The organism is Rhizobium sp. 18065, from assembly GCF_902706095.1.
Taxonomy (GTDB): Bacteria; Pseudomonadota; Alphaproteobacteria; order Rhizobiales; family Rhizobiaceae; genus Allorhizobium.
Map to the genome: position 1 here is coordinate 578,058 of NZ_CACSJP010000003.1, position 20,992 is coordinate 599,049.

21 protein-coding genes are annotated in these 20,992 nt (G+C 59.2%); 15 read left to right on the top strand and 6 right to left on the bottom strand.

All coding sequences use genetic code 11. From position 1 onward, the window contains the following. Positions 1-119 precede the first annotated feature (119 nt). The 3 genes from GVK95_RS11135 to GVK95_RS11145 all read right to left on the bottom strand — a co-directional run bounded on the left by GVK95_RS11135 (position 120) and on the right by GVK95_RS11145 (position 2,270). Positions 120-323, bottom strand: coding sequence for a hypothetical protein (locus tag GVK95_RS11135; RefSeq protein WP_159949440.1), 204 nt, complete (start codon positions 321-323; stop codon positions 120-122). Positions 324-501: 178 nt separating this feature from the next. Next, entirely contained in the window at positions 502-654 is a 153-nt protein-coding gene (locus tag GVK95_RS25440; RefSeq protein ID WP_159949442.1) for a DUF2256 domain-containing protein, read from the bottom strand. Positions 655-695: 41 nt separating this feature from the next. Continuing rightward, positions 696-2,270, bottom strand: a complete 1,575-nt coding sequence (locus GVK95_RS11145; RefSeq protein ID WP_244618737.1) for a cryptochrome/photolyase family protein — start codon at positions 2,268-2,270, stop codon at positions 696-698. Between the two features lie 199 nt (positions 2,271-2,469). Between GVK95_RS11145 and GVK95_RS11150 the strand changes: the two genes are divergently transcribed. The 3 genes from GVK95_RS11150 (at position 2,470) to GVK95_RS11160 (ending at position 3,963) form a co-directional block, all read left to right on the top strand. Beyond that, a complete protein-coding gene (locus GVK95_RS11150) occupies positions 2,470-2,895 on the top strand; it encodes a hypothetical protein (protein WP_159949444.1) in 426 nt (141 codons plus the stop codon). Between the two features lie 155 nt (positions 2,896-3,050). Continuing rightward, complete coding sequence (locus GVK95_RS11155) at positions 3,051-3,659, top strand: hypothetical protein (protein WP_159949446.1); 609 nt, start codon at positions 3,051-3,053, stop codon at positions 3,657-3,659. Positions 3,660-3,687: 28 nt separating this feature from the next. Continuing rightward, positions 3,688-3,963, top strand: a complete 276-nt coding sequence (locus tag GVK95_RS11160) for a hypothetical protein (protein WP_159949448.1) — start codon at positions 3,688-3,690, stop codon at positions 3,961-3,963. Positions 3,964-4,047: 84 nt separating this feature from the next. Here GVK95_RS11160 and GVK95_RS11165 read toward each other — a convergent pair whose 3' ends face one another. Further along, positions 4,048-5,079: an AraC family transcriptional regulator gene (locus GVK95_RS11165; RefSeq protein WP_159949450.1), complete on the bottom strand. Its 1,032-nt coding sequence runs from the start codon at positions 5,077-5,079 to the stop codon at positions 4,048-4,050. 285 nt (positions 5,080-5,364) lie between these two features. Here GVK95_RS11165 and GVK95_RS11170 point away from each other — a divergent pair, with 285 nt between their 5' ends. The 7 genes from GVK95_RS11170 (at position 5,365) to mmsB (ending at position 13,703) form a co-directional block, all read left to right on the top strand. After that, positions 5,365-6,552: an acetyl-CoA C-acyltransferase gene (locus tag GVK95_RS11170; RefSeq protein WP_159949452.1), complete on the top strand. Its 1,188-nt coding sequence runs from the start codon at positions 5,365-5,367 to the stop codon at positions 6,550-6,552. 25 nt (positions 6,553-6,577) lie between these two features. Then, entirely contained in the window at positions 6,578-7,705 is a 1,128-nt protein-coding gene (locus GVK95_RS11175; protein WP_159949454.1) for an acyl-CoA dehydrogenase family protein, read from the top strand. Positions 7,706-7,775: 70 nt separating this feature from the next. After that, complete coding sequence (locus tag GVK95_RS11180; protein ID WP_159949456.1) at positions 7,776-9,008, top strand: 3-methyl-2-oxobutanoate dehydrogenase (2-methylpropanoyl-transferring) subunit alpha; 1,233 nt, start codon at positions 7,776-7,778, stop codon at positions 9,006-9,008. Position 9,009: 1 nt separating this feature from the next. Further along, on the top strand, positions 9,010-10,023 hold the full coding sequence (locus GVK95_RS11185) for an alpha-ketoacid dehydrogenase subunit beta (protein WP_159949458.1): 1,014 nt from the start codon (positions 9,010-9,012) through the stop codon (positions 10,021-10,023). Between the two features lie 2 nt (positions 10,024-10,025). Beyond that, positions 10,026-11,330: a dihydrolipoamide acetyltransferase family protein gene (locus GVK95_RS11190; protein ID WP_159949460.1), complete on the top strand. Its 1,305-nt coding sequence runs from the start codon at positions 10,026-10,028 to the stop codon at positions 11,328-11,330. Between the two features lie 3 nt (positions 11,331-11,333). After that, a complete protein-coding gene (gene lpdA, locus GVK95_RS11195; RefSeq protein WP_159949462.1) occupies positions 11,334-12,725 on the top strand; it encodes a dihydrolipoyl dehydrogenase in 1,392 nt (463 codons plus the stop codon). A gap of 81 nt (positions 12,726-12,806) precedes the next feature. After that, positions 12,807-13,703 carry a 3-hydroxyisobutyrate dehydrogenase gene (gene mmsB, locus GVK95_RS11200; protein ID WP_159949464.1) on the top strand — a complete coding sequence of 299 codons (897 nt, stop codon included), beginning with the start codon at positions 12,807-12,809 and terminating at the stop codon, positions 13,701-13,703. Between the two features lie 90 nt (positions 13,704-13,793). Here the strand turns inward: mmsB and GVK95_RS11205 are convergent, their stop codons facing one another. After that, positions 13,794-15,137 (bottom strand): MFS transporter, encoded by a 1,344-nt coding sequence (locus tag GVK95_RS11205; protein WP_159949466.1) that lies wholly within the window; start codon positions 15,135-15,137, stop codon positions 13,794-13,796. Between the two features lie 44 nt (positions 15,138-15,181). Then, positions 15,182-15,337, bottom strand: a complete 156-nt coding sequence (locus tag GVK95_RS11210; protein ID WP_159949468.1) for a hypothetical protein — start codon at positions 15,335-15,337, stop codon at positions 15,182-15,184. 108 nt (positions 15,338-15,445) lie between these two features. Here GVK95_RS11210 and cyoA point away from each other — a divergent pair, with 108 nt between their 5' ends. Genes cyoA through GVK95_RS11235 form a run of 5 tightly spaced genes read left to right on the top strand, consistent with a single transcriptional unit; the run spans position 15,446 to position 20,493 of the window. After that, the gene (gene cyoA / locus GVK95_RS11215; RefSeq protein WP_159949470.1) at positions 15,446-16,654 is read left to right on the top strand and encodes a ubiquinol oxidase subunit II; all 1,209 of its coding nucleotides are present in this window, start codon (positions 15,446-15,448) and stop codon (positions 16,652-16,654) included. A gap of 31 nt (positions 16,655-16,685) precedes the next feature. Beyond that, entirely contained in the window at positions 16,686-18,689 is a 2,004-nt protein-coding gene (gene cyoB / locus GVK95_RS11220) for a cytochrome o ubiquinol oxidase subunit I (protein WP_159949472.1), read from the top strand. Between the two features lies 1 nt (position 18,690). Next, a complete protein-coding gene (gene cyoC / locus GVK95_RS11225; protein WP_159949474.1) occupies positions 18,691-19,314 on the top strand; it encodes a cytochrome o ubiquinol oxidase subunit III in 624 nt (207 codons plus the stop codon). Beyond that, positions 19,311-19,718, top strand: a complete 408-nt coding sequence (gene cyoD, locus GVK95_RS11230; RefSeq protein ID WP_159949476.1) for a cytochrome o ubiquinol oxidase subunit IV — start codon at positions 19,311-19,313, stop codon at positions 19,716-19,718. Before cyoC ends, cyoD begins: the two co-directional genes overlap by 4 nt. A gap of 25 nt (positions 19,719-19,743) precedes the next feature. Continuing rightward, positions 19,744-20,493 carry an SURF1 family protein gene (locus GVK95_RS11235; protein ID WP_159949478.1) on the top strand — a complete coding sequence of 250 codons (750 nt, stop codon included), beginning with the start codon at positions 19,744-19,746 and terminating at the stop codon, positions 20,491-20,493. The last annotated feature ends 499 nt before the right edge of the window (positions 20,494-20,992 follow it).

A 20,992-nucleotide genomic window follows, 5' to 3' on the forward strand; every position in this document is an offset into this window, starting at 1 on the left:
TTGTCGGCACCATATGACGTTGTGTCAAATAGGGGAGAAAGAGGACAATGGCGACTGACCCCATGGTCGCGCACGGCGCGTATTCCCAATCGGGGCCGGCGCGCGATCATTCCTGAGCTTCACTCTGCCGGCGGCGGTCCTTGTCGCAAAAAGCCGGGTCCGACCTTGCTCGTATTCCAATCGATGCGCCCGAGCCGGTTGCTCCGCTCCTTGGCCGCCTTGGCGAGTAGTTGGGCAAATGTATCGAGGCTGATCTTGTCCGCGCGCAACATCTGCCGGATCAAGGGATCTTTCAAGGCTTCCGGAATGGATAGGTCCTGCATGGCGTTACTCCTCCTGTGGGGGTGAGATAACATTGTGATGCAACGGCCAGATGTCGTCTGTGTGGCCGAATTCGGGCAGCGTATCACATCGCCGCGAGATCGATTGGATGAATGGCCTGTGGCTGCCCTTTGGATCGGAATGCCATGGTTTACCAAGGCAACCCCCGGCAATCTGCTTTCAATCTCGTTTCACCTTCGTGCGCCGACAGCGTTCCGAGCAGAACTTCACGTCGTCCCAGGTTTTCGACCACTTGCGCCGCCATGTGACTGGTAAGGAACAAACCTGGCAGGTCTTCGTCGGCATATTGGCTTTCCTGATCATTTTCGCCATGGCGTCTTTTCCTATATATATCGGCCACCGGGTGCGCCGGGTCAGACAGGCGCACCGTCATCGAGCCTCTGGAGGAAAGCTGCCGCGCTTTTCCGATAGGCCTGCTTCTTTTCCGCGTCCATGCGGTGCCAGGTCGAATAGGTCTGTGCGAGACGGTGGTTCTTTGACAATTGCTCGGCGTTTCGATCAAGGAAGTCCCAGTAGAGCGCATTGAGCGGACATGCATTGTTGCCGGTCTTTTGGGTCACATCGTATCGGCAGGTTTCGCAGTAGTTGGACATGCGGGCGATATAGGCTCCGCTTGCTGCATAGGGTTTCGACGCCATGAAACCGCCATCGGCAAACTGGCTCATGCCAATGACATTGGGCAGCTCAACCCATTCAAATGCATCCGCATAGACCGCCAGATACCATTCGTGCACGGCGTGTGGATCAAGGCCGACCAGCATGGAGAAGTTGCCGACCACCATCAGGCGCTGGATATGATGCGCGTAGGCATGGGTGATCGTCTGGGTGATGACGGTGGACAGACAGACCATTTCGGTGTCGCCCGTCCAGAAGAAATCCGGGAGCGGCCGGTGTGCATCGAACGTGTTGCTCTGTTCATAACCTGGCATTGCCAGCCAGTAGATACCGCGAATGTATTCGCGCCATCCGATGATCTGGCGGATGAAACCTTCGACGCTGGCGATGGGCGCATGTCCTTCGAAATAGGCTCGCTCGGCCGCCCGGCAGAGCGACAAGGGGTCGAGAAGGCCGATGTTGATATAGAAGGACAGGAGCGCGTGGTTGAGGAAGGGCTCTTCCGTCAGCATGGCATCTTGCGTTTCGCCGAATGCCGGCAGGAAGTCGCGGATGAACGCGTCCGCCGCCTTTTCAGCGTCCGCTCTGGTCACGGCAAACGAGAACCTTGATGTCGAGCCCATGTTCTTCGGGAACTTCTTCTCGACAAGGGCGAGCACGTCCCTGGTCATTTCATCCGGAGTAAAACCCTTGTGCTTGGGACGAAACAGATCGGGCTTTGCCGGCTTCCGATTGTCCGCGTCAAAATTCCAGCGGTTTGCTTCCGGATCCGTACCATTCATCAATAGACCGGTGCGCCGGCGCATTTCACGGTAGAAGTATTCCATGGTCAGGGAGCGGCGCCCGGCACTCCAGGTTTTGAAATCCGCCTTCGAGCACAGGAAACGGCTGTCGGTGCGGATCTCGACCGGCAGGCCGATAGCGCTTTGCCACGCATTCATCGCCTCCAGCACGCGCCACTCCGAGGCTTCGGTCGCGACAACGCGCTGGGGCAACACGGTGGCGACAGCGCGTTTCAGTTCGCCGGCAAAGGAGCCGGAATTGTCCGGATCGTCGAGCATGGTGTAACGGACGTCGAAGCCGTTGTTGCGCAGTTCATCGGCGAAGTGTCGCATGGCGGAAAAGATCAGGGCGATTTTCAGCTTGTGATGCTGAACATAGCTAGCCTCCTCCATCACCTCACACATCAGGATCACATCAAGACCCGGGTCTGCATCTTCCAGACTGGAAACGGCCGGAGACAGCTGGTCGCCGAGAATAAAGATCAGGTTTCGGGTCGAGGACATCATTGAAAGCATCTGGGTTGGTTTCATTGCGTTCCGATACGCAAAGCATGGGGGATCGGATCTTTAAGGCCGTTGGCTTTGGCGGGATGGCGATGGGGGATGATGAAATCGCGCTAAAATCGCCAGTTTGGTCGATAAGCCACTGAATTTGGCCGCTCTGCGGCGTTTCAGTTGACACCGCTGCAACCTCAGTCAAAAAGATCTATCGCTACAAAAGGAGACATTCATGGCTGATGAAAACAATGCAGGCGCCGTTGCTGAGGTTGCGGTGACAGATACCCCGATCAAGGTGAGAAAGACCCGCGGACCGAACAAGCCGAAGACGACCTCTGAGCCTGCGAAAGCGGCGTCTGAAAAGGCAAAGCCGGAAGCTGCGCCGCTAAAGGCTGCTCCGGTCAAGCGCGGCAAACGTGGTGAAACGGCAGCCGTTGCTAAAACCATGTCGAAAGACGCCATCAAGGCGGCGGCACCTAAGCAGGTGGCCAAGAAGGCGCCAGCAAAGGCGGCCGTGGCGAAGCCAGCCGTGTCGACCGGTGACGAATTTGCAGACCTCATCCAGCTTGAAGAAGAAAACAAGAAGCTCCGCAAGGCACTTGCTGAAAAGCTGCGTCTGGAAAATGCCGATCTGCGCAACCGGCTTGGTCGCGCCTGAGGTTCATCAGACCCAATCGGATCGAGACGGAGCGGGCGGTGGTGACATCGCGTTGGTGCGCTCGATCACTGTCAGACGACATTTCCGGGTTGGCGTTGCGAACCCGGAAATGAACCCTGCCGCGAATTCGCAGTGCAGATTGCTGGAGGACTAATTTGATGAGATCCCCGTGGAAATTTCTTGCCGATCTGGCTTCGCGCCAGCCTAAAGACAAACCGCCGGTGGAAACGCCAGAGGCGGTGCCTGCGGTGACATCGGCGGACGCGTCCGAGGACAAGCTCAAAGACAAGGCAGAGAAGCCCGCCGCCCGCGAGGTCGAGGATGGTCTTGCTGCGCGAGTACCTGATGCACCGACGGACAAGGCTGATCCGGCTGACGTAAAGGACGTTCCACAACCAGTCCGGCGAAAGTCCAGCACCGCCAAGGTTGGCAAGCTGCGCGCACAGCCGCGAGACGCCGTTGCTGCGCAGGTGGAATTGGATGTGGCACCGATCGCCGGAGAGACAGACGCTGCGCCTCCGACAGCCGCAAAGCAGAAAGGGCCGTTGCGCGCCAAATCCAGATCTGGCGCCACGAAGGCCGGCAATGCGGCCACCAATGAGTCGGAGGCTGCAATTCAGCGCCCCTCGTCGCGGGATCCATTCGTTGTCGAGATGGAAAGCCTTGACGAAGACGTCCGAAAGCTGAAACTCCTGCTGGCGGAAAAGCTGAAAATGCAAAACGAACACCTGAGGAAGTTGCTCAATCGTTTCGATCGCCCTTGAGGTCGTTGCTTTTGCGAAGACGGGACACATGAAAACACCACATCAGAATTTTGTCGTCGAATTCAAATCGGGATGTCGCCAGCATGAGGCGCGCTCCGGCTCCATCTGGGGCAAAACCGATCTCAAGGCGCTGGTCCGTGCCGCAGAAGCGGACGCGCCGCATCTGTTCGATCCGCAAACTGCGCATCAGGACTCGATAACTTGTAGTGAAGCCGAAGCACAGTCGGCTCACCGTGACGTGTCCTCAGACGAGCGTGTCGGGCTTGCCGTTTCTGATTGCGAGAAGCCTGTCGAGCAGGATTAGGTCACGACGCGGTCGGCGATTGCTGTGTTTTCGTCACACTTTGCGTTGACATGCCTGCGGATAAATAGCGCCTTGCCGAGGCGGTCAGGCAATGGACGTCCTGTTGTCTGTTTCCTGCAATGTCGCGTGGGCGCGTCTGTACTGCGTCGGTGTCTGGCCGGTCCACGTCTTGAATGCCCGATGAAACGCGCTCGGTTCGGCAAAACCCAAACCCGTCGCCACGTCGCTGACGCGCATCGTGCGTGTTGACAGAAGCTCGATCGCCATATCCCGGCGGATTTCTTCCTTGATCGCCGCAAAACTCTGACCTTCGGCATGCAGACGATGGCGCAGCGTCGATGGTGATTTGCGCATCAGAGCGGCGATATGCTCGAAGCTACCCCAGTCCGCCGGCGGTGTCTGGCGCAGGTGTCGGCGCATGGCGGCAGCCAGACCGGCATCGTATCGGTAGCGCAGGAGAATGTTGGCAGGAGCGCCGCGGAGGAATTGTTTCAGCGCCTGCTCCGTCCGGGCGATCGGCAGTCTCAACACCGTGCGATCGAAGACAAGCCGACTGACAGGTCTCGAAAAAAGCACCGGTGCTCCGAAGAACAATCGGTAGTCGGCTCCCTGCTTCGGTTCGGCACAACGAAAATCCACACTGCGGATCGCGATGCGCCGCCCGACCAGCCAGCAGGCAATGCCATGCAGGAGGATCCAGTATGTGCGGTATGCAAAGGCCGAGCGCGCTTCGCCCTTGTCGGTCAGGATGATCTCGGCAAGCCCGTCGCGGATGACGAGTTCGCCGACCGGATCTTCAAGCACAATGGTCAGAAAACGAAGCGCACGTCGAAGCGCTTGCTCCAAAGTCTTTGCATGCAGCACACAGTGGCACAGCAGCGTGAAACTGCCATGCGGCATTGCCCGCGCCGCCATGCCGAAGAACTCGTCATCGACCTCGGCGGCAATGGCCAGCCACAGTGCGCCGTAGCGTTCGGCGGAAATAGGTTGGTCTATGATCGGTGGCAGGCCCAGCGAGGCCAGCACAGGCGCCGTCGATTTGCCCGCCCGCTTCAGGCAGTCGAGTGCCTCTTCGACGAACGAGGGCGAGATCATGCGCCGGTCAAAATCAGCCATTGGTTACCTTCCAATATGGCAAAACTGGCCGAAAAATGAAGGACAGTTCAGTCATGGCTTACAATAACCTGTCGGCGTAGGATCCCGCAATATGGTCAGCGGAGGAGGTTTGATCATGCCGGCCAGTGGAATGGAGGCCAGTGGAATGGAGGACCACGTCCTGGATCAAGGCGTATCCGGATCAAGCACGCCCATAGTGTCTGTCGCCAAGGTGAAACTCGGTCAGCCGCCACGACGGCATCTCGGCGATCGTGCCGCATTGCGACGACCCTTCGAGAATTGCCCATGATGCAACAAGACCCCATCGTCATCGTCGGCTGCGCCCGTACGGCACTTGGTGCGTTTCAGGGAGATCTGAAGGATTTTGCGGCGCCTCAACTGGGATCTGCCGCGATCCGTGCTGCCATGCAGCGGAGTCGGCTTCCGGTCGAGGCGGTGCAAGAGGTGGTTTTCGGATGTGTGCTGCCTGCAGGTCTGGGGCAGGCGCCAGCGCGGCAGGCGGCGATCGGTGCCGGTATTCCCGTGACAGCAGGTGCCAGCACGGTCAACAAAATGTGCGGTTCGGGCATGAAGGCGGTGATGCTGGCTCATGACCTGATTGTCGCCGGAAGCGCCGATATAGTCGTCGCTGGCGGCATGGAAAGCATGAGCAATGCGCCCTATCTGCTCGATCGTGCCCGCGCGGGTTATCGGCTCGGACATGGCCGCGTGATCGACCACATGTTTCTCGATGGCCTTGAGGATGCCTATGATAAAGGCCGGCTTATGGGCACGTTTGCCGAAGATTGCGCGCAGGCCTATCAGTTTACCCGATCGGCGCAGGATGATTTTGCCATTGTCTCACTGACGCGTGCACAAAAGGCGATAGAGGCGGGAGCTTTCGCAGCCGAAATCGTCCCGGTGTCTACAAATGCCGCGAGGGTCGAAAAGATCGTTGACCGCGATGAGCAGCCCGGCAAGGCAAGGCTTGAAAAGATTGCGACTCTGAAACCCGCCTTTCGCGACAACGGCACGGTCACGGCCGCCAATTCCAGCTCCATTTCAGATGGTGCGGCGGCCCTGATCCTAATGCGTCGTCAGGAGGCGGAGCGTCGTGGTCTGACGCCGCTCGCCACGATCATTGGTCATGCGACCCATGCTCAGGCACCAAATCTCTTTGCAACGGCACCGATCGGTGCACTCGGAAAGCTGTGTGAGCGGACCGGGTGGCACTTGAAGGATGTCGACCTGTTCGAGATCAACGAGGCCTTTGCCGTCGTGACAATGGCCGCAATGCGCGATCTCGACCTGCCGCATGACAAGGTGAACGTGCATGGCGGCGCCTGCGCGCTCGGTCATCCGATCGGCGCGTCCGGCGCCCGCATCATCGTCACGCTTCTGGCCGCACTTCAGCGCTATGACCTGAAGCGCGGCATGGCCACGTTGTGTATCGGCGGCGGCGAGGCGACGGCGATCGCGATTGAGCGGATTTGAATTTGCTGGGGGAGGAGACCGGTGCATGATCCTGTCTGAACAACAAAGCCAGATCCGCGATATGGCACGAGACTTCGCGCAAGAGTGCCTTTTGCCGGGTGCCAGCGCGCGTGACGCATCACACGCCTTTCCCAAGGATGAATTGGCGCAGATGGGTGAGCTTGGTTTTCTCGGCATGCTGGTTCCGGAAGACTATGGCGGATCGGATACCGGTACCGTTGCCTATGCGGTCGCCCTGGAAGAAATTGCCGCCGGCGACGGGGCGTGCTCAACCATCATGAGTGTGCACAGTTCGGTGGGTTGCATGCCGATCCTCAAATTCGGTACCGAGGACCAGAAGCAGTATTTTCTACCGAAACTGGCCTCCGGAACATGGATCGGCGGCTTTGCGCTGACCGAACCGCAGGCGGGATCCGATGCCTCCAACCTTCGGACTCGCGCTGTTCTGGACGGCGATCACTACATCATAGACGGTTCGAAGCAGTTCATCACATCCGGCCGGAACGGCCAGGTGATCATCGTCTTTGCCGTGACCGACCCTGACGCGGGAAAGAAAGGCATTTCGGCCTTTGTCGTGCCGACCGATACTCCAGGCTACGAAGTCATCCGCGTTGAACAGAAGCTCGGCTTGCATGCATCCGATACCTGTCAGATCGCTTTCAACGGCATGAGGATCCCGGTTGAATGGCGTCTTGGAAAAGAAGGGCAGGGCTATGCAATTGCCCTTGCCAACCTGGAAGGGGGGCGCATCGGCATCGCGGCGCAATCGGTCGGCATGGCGCGGGCGGCTTTCGAGGCGGCGCGTGACTATGCGCGTGAGCGCACGGCATTTGGCAAAGCCATCATCGACCATCAGGCGATCGCTTTTCGCCTTGCCGATATGGCAACCAGCATCGAGGTGGCGCGGCAGATGGTTCTGCATGCAGCGGTCCTGAAGGAAAGCGGTGCGCCCTGCCTGACGGAGGCCTCGATGGCCAAGCTGTTTGCCTCCGAAATGGCCGAGAAGGTCTGCTCGGATGCGATCCAGATCCATGGCGGTTATGGCTACATGTCCGACTATCCGGTCGAGCGCATCTACCGCGATGTTCGCATCTGCCAGATCTATGAAGGAACAAGTGACGTGCAGCGCATCGTCATTGCGCGTAATCTGTAGGAACCAGGCGAAAAGCCTTCCGGGAGGAGACGGGAGGGTTTGGGTCTGAAAATGGGAGGAAGAACACGGCATGACCGAGTTCCAGCGATTGAGCCTGCATGTTCCGGAGCCGGCGGTGCGGCCGGGTGGTGCGCCGGATTTTTCCAATGTCACGATTGCAAAGGCCGGTGCCGTTGCGCGTCCCGAAGTCGACGCAGCGCCCGAAGATATCCGCGATCTTGCCTATTCGATCATTCGCGTTCTCAACCGTGAGGGCGAGGCGGTCGGTCCCTGGGCGGGCACGCTCTCAGACGACGAACTTTTGTCTGGCCTGCGCCACATGATGAAACTGCGCGCCTTTGATGCGCGCATGCTGATGGCACAGCGTCAGGGCAAGACCTCGTTCTACATGCAGCATCTGGGTGAGGAGGCCGTCAGCTGTGCCTTTCGCAAGGCATTGAGGAAAGGCGACATGAACTTTCCGACCTACCGTCAGGCAGGCCTGCTGATCGCAGACGATTACCCGATGGAAGAGATGATGAACCAGATCTTCTCGAACGAAAGCGACCCGCTGCGTGGTCGGCAACTGCCGGTGATGTATTCGTCCAGGGAGCATGGCTTCTTCACCATTTCCGGCAATCTCTCCACCCAATATGTCCAGGCTGTCGGCTGGGCGATGGCGTCGGCCATCAAGAATGACACGAAGATCGCAGCCGCCTGGATCGGCGACGGCTCGACGGCCGAATCCGACTTTCATTCGGCGCTGGTTTTTGCCTCGACCTACAAGGCGCCGGTCATCCTCAATATCGTCAACAATCAGTGGGCGATCTCGACCTTCCAGGGCATTGCACGCGGTGGCTCAGGGACCTTTGCTGCCCGCGGCCTCGGCTTCGGTATCCCGGCGCTGCGTGTAGACGGCAACGACTTTCTCGCTGTGCATGCCGTTTCGCTCTGGGCGGCAGAGCGCGCCCGGCGCAATCTCGGGCCGACATTGATCGAATATGTGACCTACCGGGTCGGTGCCCATTCGACCTCGGATGATCCGAGTGCCTACCGACCGAAGACGGAATCCGAAGCCTGGCCTTTGGGAGATCCGGTGCTGCGCCTGAAGAAACATCTGATTGTCAAAGGTGCATGGTCGGAAAGCCGGCATGTGCAGGCGGAAGCGGAAATCCTCGACGAAGTGATCGATGCGCAGAAGCGCGCCGAGGCACATGGCACCCTGCATGCCGGAGGAAAGCCATCGGTGCGCGACATCTTTGACGGGGTCTATGCCGAGATGCCGCCCCATATCCGACGCCAAAGGCAGGAGGCAGGATACTGACATGGCCAGAATGACGATGATCGAGGCCGTGCGCAGCGCCATGGACGTGTCAATGGAACGCGATGACGATGTCGTGGTGTTCGGCGAGGACGTCGGTTATTTCGGCGGTGTCTTTCGCTGCACGCAGGGCCTGCAGGCGAAATACGGCAAGACGCGCTGCTTTGATGCGCCGATCAGTGAAAGCGGTATCGTCGGCACCGCGATCGGCATGGCGGCTTACGGGCTCAAGTCTTGTGTCGAGATCCAGTTCGCCGACTACATGTATCCGGCCTATGACCAGATCACCCAGGAAGCCGCCCGCATCCGCTACCGCTCGAACGGCGATTTTACCTGCCCGATCGTCCTGCGCATGCCGACAGGCGGAGGCATCTTCGGCGGACAGACACACAGCCAGAGCCCGGAAGCGCTGTTTACCCATGTCTGCGGCCTGAAGGTTGTCGTTCCCTCCAACCCTTATGATGCCAAGGGCCTGTTGATCGCCGCGATCGAGGATCCCGATCCGGTCATCTTCCTCGAGCCGAAGCGGCTCTACAACGGCCCCTTCGATGGTCATCATGAAAAGCCGGTTATACCGTGGTCGAAACACGCGCTCGGTGAGGTGCCAGAGGGCCACTACAGCATTCCGATCGGCAAGGCGGAAATTCGCAAACCTGGCAATGCCGTCACCGTGATCGCCTATGGCACCATGGTTCACGTCGCGCTGGCGGCGGCAGGAGAAACGGGCGTCGACGCAGAGGTGATCGATCTGCGCAGCCTGTTGCCGCTTGATCTCGACACCATTGTTCAATCTGTGAACAAGACCGGCCGTTGTGTCATCGTGCACGAGGCAACCTTGACCTCCGGCTTCGGCGCCGAGGTGGCGGCTCTGGTCCAGGAGCACTGCTTTTATCATCTGGAAGCGCCGATCGTTCGGGTGACCGGCTGGGATACGCCCTATCCGCATGCGCAGGAATGGGACTATTTTCCGGGCCCCGCCCGGGTCGGGCGCGCGCTTGTTGACGTGATGGAGGCGTGACCATGTCAGAATTCATCATCAAGATGCCCGATGTCGGCGAAGGTGTTGCCGAGGCGGAGCTTGTCGAATGGCACGTCAAACCCGGCGATCCTGTCCGCGAGGACATGGTGCTTGCGGCCGTCATGACGGACAAGGCAACGGTTGAAATCCCGTCTCCGGTGAACGGCATCGTGCGCTGGCTTGGCGCCGAGGTCGGCGACACGGTTGCGGTCAAGGCGCCGCTCATCCGCATCGAGGTCGCTGGCGCCGAGGAAGCGCGCAAGGCGGAAGCAAGGAGCGGGGATGCATCCGCGCCGGCAGGCGTCGAGGCCCCGAACATGGATACGGTTGAAGATCAGCCGCGTGCAGGAACGGACGAAAATCCGCCTGTACTGGCGGCGAAAGAACAGCGACCGGCAGTCCCTGTTGAACCTTATGTCGCATCTGTGGCTCTCCAGAAACCGGTCGCGTCGCCCGCGGTCCGCTTGAGGGCACAAGAAGGTGGTATTGATCTGCGCCAGGTTCCCGGCACAGGGCCTGCCGGCCGCATCACCCATGACGATCTCGACCGGTTTGTCGCGCGTGGTGCTGATTTGCCGGTGTCGGCGAAGGCCCTGGCCAGGAACACGACGTTTGAGGAGATCAAGGTGACCGGCCTGCGCCGGCGTATCTCCGAGAAAATGACGCGGGCGGCCAGCCGTATTCCCCATATCACCTATGTCGAAGAGATCGATGTCACCGATCTGGAACTCTTGCGCGAGACGATGAACGGCAACCGCAAGCAGGATCAACTGAAGCTGACGCTTCTACCGTTCCTGATGCGGGCGATGGTGAAGGCTTGCGCCGATCAGCCGGGTATCAATGCCACCTTCGATGATGATGCCGGGATCATCACCAGACATGGCGGCGTGCATATCGGCGTGGCGACGCAGACGTCCGCCGGCCTGACCGTCCCGGTGGTACGTCATGCCGAAGCCCGCAGCATCTGGGACTGTGCCGCCGAATTGATGCGTGTCGCAGAGGCCGCAAGATCAGGCTCTGCGCTGCGTGAAGAGCTGTCGGGTTCGACGATCACCATCACCTCGCTCGGTGCGCTCGGCGGGATCGCAACCACCCCGATCATCAATCATCCTGAAGTCGCGATTGTTGGTGTCAACAAGATCATGATGCGGCCCGTCTGGGATGGCCGTCAGTTCATTCCCCGCAAGATGATGAACCTGTCGTCCAGCTTCGATCATCGCGTCGTGGACGGCTTTGATGCGGCAAGTTTTATCCAGCGCATCAAGACCTTGCTTGAAACCCCCGCGCTGCTGTTCATCGAGGGCTGAGCCATGAAAGAGATCACGTGCAAACTTCTCGTCATCGGCGCAGGACCTGGCGGCTATACCTGCGCCATCCGTGCAGGGCAGTTGGGGGTCGACACGGTCATTGTCGAGGCCGAAAGGGCCGGTGGTACCTGCCTCAACATTGGCTGCATCCCGTCCAAGGCACTGATCCACGCTGCCGAGGAATATGACAATGTTTGCCACATGGTTGGGCTCAAGAATCCGCTCGGCATCAGCATTGAAAGTCCAAAGCTTGATTTCGCCAGGACGGTCGGCTGGAAGGATGGCATCGTTGCCCGCCTGAACAGTGGCGTGCTGGCTCTCCTGGCAAAGGCCAGGGTCAAGATCGTGCATGGCAGGGCGAGTTTCCGTGATGGAAAGACGGTCGAGGTCGAGACGGAAACCGGTATCCAGACCATCCGCGCGCAAGCGGTGGTGATTGCAACCGGCTCCGAGCCGGTTGAATTGCCGGGGCTTGCCTTCGGCGGATCGGTCATGTCCTCGACAGAGGCGCTGTCGCTTGCGACCGTTCCCGGCAATCTCGTCGTCGTCGGCGCTGGCTATATCGGTATGGAGCTCGGAACGGCATTCGCCAAGATGGGCTCGAAAGTGACTTTCATCGAGGCAAAGGCGCAGATCCTGCCGCAATATGATGCCGATCTGGTCGCGCCGGTTGCCAGGCGACTGACGACGCTGGGTGTGCGGGTATTGACCAGCGCCAGGGCTAAGGGTCTGTCGGATGAAGGGCTCGTGATCGAGGATGCCGCAGGATCGGAGCAGCGCCTTGCTGCCGACAAGGTCCTTGTTGCTGTCGGTCGCCGGCCTCGCACCAAAGGTCTGGGGCTGGCCGAACTTGATCTTGATCGTGTCGGCCCGTTCCTGCGCATCGACGAGCATTGCCGGACATCGATGCGTGGCGTCTATGCCATTGGCGATTTGACTGGCGAACCCATGCTTGCACACCGCGCGATGGCACAGGGTGAACTGGTGGCGGAGATCGTCGCCGGGAAAGGGCGCTCGTGGGACAAGCGCTGCATTGCTGCGGTCTGCTTCACCGATCCGGAGATCGTTGCTGTCGGGCTTTCGCCGGACGAGGCGCGCGCACAAGGATATGACATCCGCGTCGGGCAGTTTCCGTTCAGCGCCAATGGTCGGGCCATGACAGTGAGTCGCGATGATGGCTTCGTCCGCGTGGTGGCGCGCGCCGATAGCAATCTTATTCTTGGCGTACAGGCTGTCGGCATTGCTGTCTCGGAACTGTCGGCCGCATTCTCATTGGCGATCGAAATGGGCGCGCGGCTCGAGGACATTGCAGCGACGATCCATGCACATCCGACGCGCAGCGAAGGCTTCCAGGAAGCCGCAATGAAGGCGCTCGGCCATGCGCTCCACATTTGACAGTGTCACATTCAATTCAAAGCCCGACACAACCTGATCGAAGTGCCGGTCTGCCGGACCATAGTGAGGAGCATGACGGACATGACAAACATAGCATTTATCGGTCTGGGTCACATGGGTGGCCCGATGGCGGCCAATCTGGTCAAAAAGGGGTTTTCGGTCAGAGGCTTTGATCTGTCGCCAGCACTTGTCAGCGAGGCGCAAGGTGCCGGTGTCATCCCCTGCACATCGCTGGCCGAAGCGGTTGACGGTGCAGAGGTGGTAATCACCATGTTGCCTGCCGGCAAACATGTGCTTTTTGTCTGGCAGGAACTGGTAACCGCCGTGCCGGCCGGTACTGTGCTGATCGATTGCTCGACAATCGACATCGATAGCGCGCGCAAGGCCCATGCCCTGGCGGCTGATGCCGAATGCCCATCGTTGGATGCGCCGGTCTCCGGTGGAACGGGTGGCGCTGCTACGGGCACGCTGACCTTCATGGTCGGAGGAGATCCCGAAGTGTTTTCGACGGCCCAGCCCATCTTCGAGGCGATGGGCAAGCGCATCATTCTCTGCGGCGGTGCGAGTTCGGGGCAGGCCGCCAAGATCTGCAACAACATGATCCTTGGCATCAGCATGATTGCTGTCTGCGAAGCATTTGTGCTCGGCGAAAAACTCGGACTTTCGCATCAGTCGCTCTTTGATGTCGCGTCGGTGTCTTCAGGGCAATGCTGGTCGCTGACCACCTATTGCCCCGTGCCCGGCCCCGTGCCGACATCACCCGCCAATGCCGACTATAATCCCGGATTTGCCGCCGCCTTGATGCTGAAGGATCTGAAGCTCTCGCAGGCAGCGGCGCAGGCGACAGGTGCGATGACACCGCTTGGCGCCAGGGCGTCTGAGCTCTACGATCTGTTCAACCAGCGTGGCGACGGAGAGCGGGATTTCTCCGGCATCATCAGCCTGCTGCGCGATCAATCGGGTGAGGCATCCGGGTGAATAACTTTCGGCGAGGTGAGGGAGACTGAGGCAGCCCCCGGAAACCGATGGTTCTCCGTCGTTACGAGCCGCATTGCCGCGCCAAGTCGCCTAAGCGCCTTCTCCTGGTTCGTTCTGGTCGAGAACGTGGGTGAGGCTCAGAGCCGCCAGCGTGCAGATCGCACCGGAAATCAGGTAGCCGCCAATGAAGATGATGCCGAAATTGGTGGCGAGGCCAAGTGCCACCAATGGCGCGAAAGCTGCGCCGACAAGCCAGGCCAGATCCGATGTCAACGCCGCACCGGTATAGCGATAATACTGCGTGAAGCGGGATGAAACCGCGCCCGACGCCTGGCCGAACGTGAGGCCGAGGATGGCAAAGCCGATCAGGATGAAAGCGTCCTGCCCCTTGCCACCGGCATCCAGCAGAAATGGTGCCGAAAAGCTGAAGACCGCGATCAGGCTCGCACCGATCATCAATTGCCGACGCCGGCCGATGCGATCGGCGATCACACCGGACAGGACGATGCCGATCGTGCAGACGGCGGCACCTGCAACCTGCACCAGAAGGAACTCGGCCGCCGACTGGCCACCGTTCAGGATCACCCAGCTCAGCGGGAAGATCGTCACCAGATGGAACATGGCAAAGCTTGCCAGAGGCGCAAAGGCTCCGATCACGACATCATGACCATGTTTGCTCAGCATCTCGAAAACAGGACGAGCCTGGAGTTCCTGTGCCGCCATCGCCGCTCCGAACTCTTTGCTGGCCACGATGCGAAGGCGGGCAAACAGCGCAACGACATTGATCGCAAAGGCGACGAAGAAGGGATAGCGCCAGCCCCATTCGAGGAAGTCGGCTTCCGAAAGATTGGTGATCAGGTAGAAAAACAGGATGCTGGCAATGGCAAAGCCGATCGGCGCCCCGAGTTGCGGGATCATCGCATACCAGCCGCGGTGCTTGGGTGGCGCATTGAGGTTCAGAAGAGATGCCAGCCCATCCCAGGCACCTCCCAGCGCAAATCCCTGCCCCAGCCGGAACAGGGCCAGAAGTGCCACGGCCCAGTAACCTATCGTCGCATAGCCCGGCAGGAAGGCGATCGATGCGGTTGAACCGCCGAGAAGCACAAGGGCGATCGTCAGTTTTGTTCCGCGCCCATAATTGCGGTCGATCCACATGAAGGCGAATGAGCCGACGGGACGAGCCAGGAAGGCGAGCGGGAATATTGCGAATGACATCAAGGTCGCGGCGACGGGACTTGAAGCGAACGGAAATATCAGCTTGGGAAATACCAGGATGGAGCCGAGGCCGTAGACGAAAAAGTCGAAGAATTCCGACATGCGGCCGATCACGACGCCGATGGCGATATTGCCGGGCGACAGCGGCTTGTCGTCGTGATGCATGCGGCGCGCGTCCTGCTCAAGGCCAGATGACGTGGGGTTGACGACCGTGCTCATGACTACCTCCCGGCGATGTGCGCTCTCCTGCAAATGTTGATCAATCAACGGGCAAGATCAAGCAAGCGCAGAAAAAAACCTGCAAACCATCGAATCGATATCTCCGCCAATCGAGCTTTCTTCTGCCGTGGATTGGCAAATTGCGCCCAATTGGCAATAATCAATTCAGCTTTGTAGGTTTCAGCCTTTATCGCTTCCATCGAAATCCTGCACTGCGACATTATGCTGCGCTGCGACGAACGGCCCCATTCCCTTTGACGCCGTTCCGCGATTATTGCCAACTAGACAAAACGCAAGTTGAGCTCGAAATGCACAGTCACCTTAAGATCGCCGGACGATTGATTGTTTTCCTGTCCATGGCTCTGGCACTGGCCGGATGCAACATGGTGGTCATGTCGCCCTCGGGTGATATCGCCGCACAGCAAAGGGATCTGATCGTCATATCGACCATCCTGATGCTGATCATCATCGTGCCGGTGCTGTGCCTGACGCTGTATTTTGCCTGGCACTACCGTCAGTCCAACACGACCGCCAAGTATGACCCGGAATGGCATCACTCGACAGGTCTCGAGGTGATCATCTGGTCGGCGCCGCTGGCAATCATCATCGCGCTGGGCGCCGTGACCTGGATCAGCACCCACAAGCTCGATCCGTATAGGCCGCTCGACCGCCTGGATGCAGAGCGCTCGATACCGGCAGATACCAAGCCTTTGACTGTCGAAGTCGTCGCACTGGATTGGAAATGGCTGTTTTTCTATCCCGATTACGGGATTGCCACCGTCAACGAGATGGCGGCGCCCGTGGATGTGCCGATCAACTTCAAGATCACAGCGTCGTCCGTGATGAACTCCTTCTATGTCCCGGCACTTGCCGGCATGATTTATGCCATGCCGGGCATGCAGACCAGATTGCACGCGGTGATGAACAAGACCGGCGATTATGAGGGCCTTTCATCGAATTATAGCGGTGACGGCTTTTCCCATATGCGCTTCAAGTTCCGTGGCCTGGACCAGGCGGGTTTCGATGACTGGGTGGCCCGGGTCAAGCAGAACGGCACCATGCTCAATCGCGACACCTACCTGAAGCTCGAAAAGCCGAGCGTTAAGGATCCGGTCCGCTTCTTTGCAAGCGTCGAGGACGGGCTCTACCAGGCGGTGCTCAACATGTGTGTGCGCCCAGGTCAGATGTGCATGAACGAGATGATGCATATCGACATGATGGGCGGTGCCGGTGTGGAAAGCCATGACAACCGGGCCAAGCTCGAACATGACAACCGCCATGCAGGACAGTCCGGCCATGAGGGCGAGGCGGCGCCCGGTGCGACTTTCCCGGCAACCGGAAATCCGTCGCGCAGCGAAGAGCCGGCCGAAGGCATCGATGAACAGCCGGAAGAGCCGCAGGCGATGGATCACGACATGCAGCACATGCATCAAGGCCACGCCGCACCTGCAGGCCCCGATGCCGAAGACGGCCCGGCGCCTGCGCAGTTGAACAACAGTGGCTCAACGAACCCCTGACGTTGCATTTCAAGAGAATTTGGACAGTGCTATGTTCGATAATACCAGTCTGACACAATTCATCTTCGGGCGGCTCTCATGGGAGGCCATTCCCTACCACGAGCCGATCCTCCTGGTGACCTTCGCCGTTGTTGCTCTTGGGGGGCTCGCGGTCTTTGCGCTGATCACCAAATACAAGCTCTGGGGTTATCTCTGGCACGAATGGTTCACCAGCGTCGATCACAAGAAGATCGGCATCATGTATGTGATCCTGGCGCTGATCATGCTGATGCGCGGCTTTGCCGATGCGATCATGATGCGCATCCAGCAGGCCATCGCCTTCAATGGCAATGAGGGCTATCTCAATCCGCATCACTACGACCAGATCTTCACCGCCCACGGTGTGATCATGATCTTTTTCATGGCCATGCCGTTCGTCACCGGCCTGATGAACTATGTCGTGCCGCTGCAGATCGGCGCGCGTGACGTGTCCTTCCCGTTCCTCAACAATTTTTCGTTCTGGATGACGACGGCCGGTGCCGTCATCATCATGATGTCGTTGTTTGTCGGAGAATTTGCCCGCACCGGCTGGCTCGCCTATCCGCCGCTGTCCGGTGCCGACTACAGCCCGGGGGTTGGCGTCGATTATTATATCTGGGGCTTGCAGGTCGCAGGCGTCGGTACGACGCTGTCCGGCATCAACCTGATCGCGACGATCGTCAAGATGCGGGCGCCGGGCATGACCTTCATGAAAATGCCTGTGTTCACCTGGACATCGCTCTGCACCAACATCCTGATCGTCGCCACCTTCCCGATCCTGACCGCGACGCTGGCGCTTCTCTCCCTCGATCGCTACGCCGGAACGAATTTCTTCACCAATGACCTTGGTGGCAACCCGATGATGTATATCAATCTCATCTGGATCTGGGGTCATCCGGAGGTCTATATCCTGATCCTGCCGGCCTTCGGCATTTTTTCCGAAGTCGTTGCCACCTTCAGCAGCAAGCGCCTGTTCGGCTATGCCTCCATGGTCTACGCAACCTGCGTGATCATGATCCTCTCCTATCTGGTCTGGCTGCACCACTTCTTCACCATGGGGTCTGGGGCATCGGTCAACGCCTTCTTCGGCATCACCACGATGATCATCTCGATCCCCACCGGCGCGAAGATGTTCAACTGGCTCTTCACCATGTACCGCGGCCGGATCCGCTACGAGGTGCCGATGTTGTGGACCATCGGTTTCATGGTGACCTTTGTCATCGGCGGCATGACCGGCGTCATGCTGGCGATCCCGCCGGCGGACTTTGTCCTGCACAATTCGCTGTTCCTCATCGCCCACTTCCACAATGTCATCATCGGGGGTGTCGTCTTCGGACTGATGGCTGGCGTCGTCTACTGGTGGCCGAAGGCCTTCGGCTACAAGCTCGATCCGTTCTGGGGCAAGATGAGTTTCTGGTTCTGGCAGATCGGCTTCCTCTTCGCCTTCATGCCGCTCTATGTATTGGGCCTGATGGGCGTGACGCGCCGCGTCTCGCAGTTCGAGGACCCGTCCTTGCAGATCTGGTTCATCATCGCCGCTTTCGGCGCCTTCCTGATCGCGCTCGGCATTGCCTCCTTTGTCGTCCAGATCGTCGTCAGCTATCTCAGGCGCGACCAGTTGCGCGAGACCAGTGGCGACGCCTGGAATGGACGAACGCTGGAATGGTCGACGTCTTCGCCACCGCCGGACTACAACTTCGCCTTCACGCCGGTCGTGCACGATCATGACAGCTGGTACGACATGAAGAACCGAGGCTACGAGCGTCCGCTTGGCGGCTTCAAGCCGATCCACATGCCGAAGAATACCGGAACCGGCGTCATCCTGTCGGGTCTGAGCGTCGTGCTTGCCTTCGCACTGATCTGGTACATCTGGTGGCTGGCGATCGTGGGCGTCGTGGCCCTGATCGCCGTCGCAATCGGGCACACATTCAACTACAAGCGGGATTTTTACATTCCCGCCGAGACGGTGACCGCAACCGAGGATGCGCGTTCACAACTGCTGGCGGAGCGGACCTGAGATGAGCGAAAAGACACACGCAGGCGAATGGAACGAGAACCAGTTCTATCTCGAGGAAGATCACCATCCGGAAGGCAGCACCATGCTGGGTTTCTGGCTTTATCTGATGAGTGACTGCCTGATCTTTGCGGTCCTGTTTGCCACCCACGCCGTGCTCGGGCGCAATTATGCGGCCGGCCCGTCGCCGGCCGACCTGTTCGATCTGCCGCTTGTGGCGATCAATACGGCGATGCTGCTGCTGTCGTCGATCACCTATGGCTTCGCGATGCTGCAGATGGAGCGCAATGCCAGGATGGAGACGATCTTCTGGCTCGGTGTGACAGGTCTCTTCGGTCTGACCTTCCTCGGGCTGGAACTCTACGAATTCTACCACCTGATCCAGGAAGGGGCGGGACCTGGTCGCAGTGCCTTCCTGTCGTCATTCTTCACATTGGTCGGCACGCATGGCCTGCATGTCACCTTCGGCATCATCTGGCTGGTGACCATGATGGTCCAGGTCAAGATGCACGGCCTGATCCCGGAAAATCGCCGTCGCCTGATGTGCCTGTCGATGTTCTGGCATTTTCTCGACGTCATCTGGATCGGCGTCTTCTCCTTCGTCTATCTGATGGGAGTGCTCGGATGAGCCCACAGCCAAAAGTCCCGGCGCAGGAAGATGCCGCCAACACCCATCATGGCCATAGCCATGGCCATGACGCAGGCCATGGCACGCTGAAAGGCTATGTTATCGGCTTTGTCCTATCCGTCATCCTGACCGCCATTCCGTTCTGGCTGGTCATGGCCGACGTGTTCGACAGCAAGGCATTGACCGGTTTTCTGGTGATGGCGCTCTGTGTCGTGCAGATCGTCGTGCACATGGTCTATTTCCTGCACATGAACCCGCGCTCCGAAGGTGGCTGGACGATGATGGCGTTGATCTTCACGCTGATCATCGTCGGCATCGCGCTCTCCGGTTCGTTGTGGGTCATGCATCACCTGAATACCAACATGATGCCGATGACGCATGAGATGATGAAGAATATGCCCTGACGGACGAATGCACGGATTGGCAGGGATGGCGATGGACAGTGACCCGGTCGACGATGATGCAAAGCCGGCGCACACAGGCTCCGGAGCGATCTTTACCGCTGGCATGCTGTTTCTGGTCATTGTTTTCGTCGCCCTCGGCAGCTGGCAGGTACAGCGTCTGTTCTGGAAGCTCGACCTGATCGCCCGCATCGAGGCCCGCATTCATGCGCAACCTGTGGCCGTGCCGGCTCCGTCACAGTGGAGCAGCATCAATCAGGACAAGGACGAATACCGTCGCGTGACGGCTACCGGCGTATTTCTCCACGACCGACAGGTTCTGGTGCAGGCCGTCACAGAACTTGGCGCCGGCTTCTGGGTGGTGACGCCGATGAACCTGCCCGATGGCGCAACCATCCTGATCAATCGTGGCTTCGTGCCGCCTGATCACCGCGATGCCGTGCTGCATTCGGTCGATCAGCCATCTCCTATCGTGAGCGTGATGGGACTTATGCGCATGCCGGAGCCGGGCGGCGCCTTCCTGCGCAGCAATGACCCGGCAAGCGGCCGTTGGTATTCGCGCGATGTGACGGCAATCGCGACGGCCGAGGGCCTGGACAGAGTTGCTCCCTTTTTCCTCGACGCCGATGCAACGGCCAATCCGGGCGGGTTTCCCATCGGTGGAATGACCGTCGTCAGCTTCAGGAACAGTCATCTGGTCTATGCGCTCACCTGGTATCTGCTGGCGATCATGAGCGGCGTCGGGCTCTATGTCGTGCGTCGCCAGCGAACGGTTTGACGCAGGCAAGCCGGCCCACGGTATTCCGCAGCAGACCACCGGTCGGTGGCTGTTGTTGCGTGCAGGGCCAAGACCGGCGCGGCGCACGGGCACGTTGGTGCTCCAGAGATGGCTGGCATCCGATCCGGGCAAAGCGCTTTTGCAGGCGGCATCTGCCGATCCCGGAGCCGTAAACACACCTCCTCATAGGAGAGCAGGATGGCCTGGCGAATTGCGTATCGGCCTGATGTAGAAAGGCCCGGCCGGTTCCGCGTGGTTCCAGGGGTCGATGGGCTGCTTTCGGGTGATAGTTTCATCGGGGACTGTTCTGATTTTAGAATTTGTGTTATATTTCAGTATGATATCCGATTTCTGCAGAAAAGTTGGATTGCCCTGTTGACTGTTTGAGGTGTGAAATCTATAACCCCGCTCACTGACGAGGGCGGCGGCGCTGCTGGCGACGACGACCTTCGTTCTAGAGAAATCTAAGGAAATTGGCTGAGACGCTGATTGGTTGCCG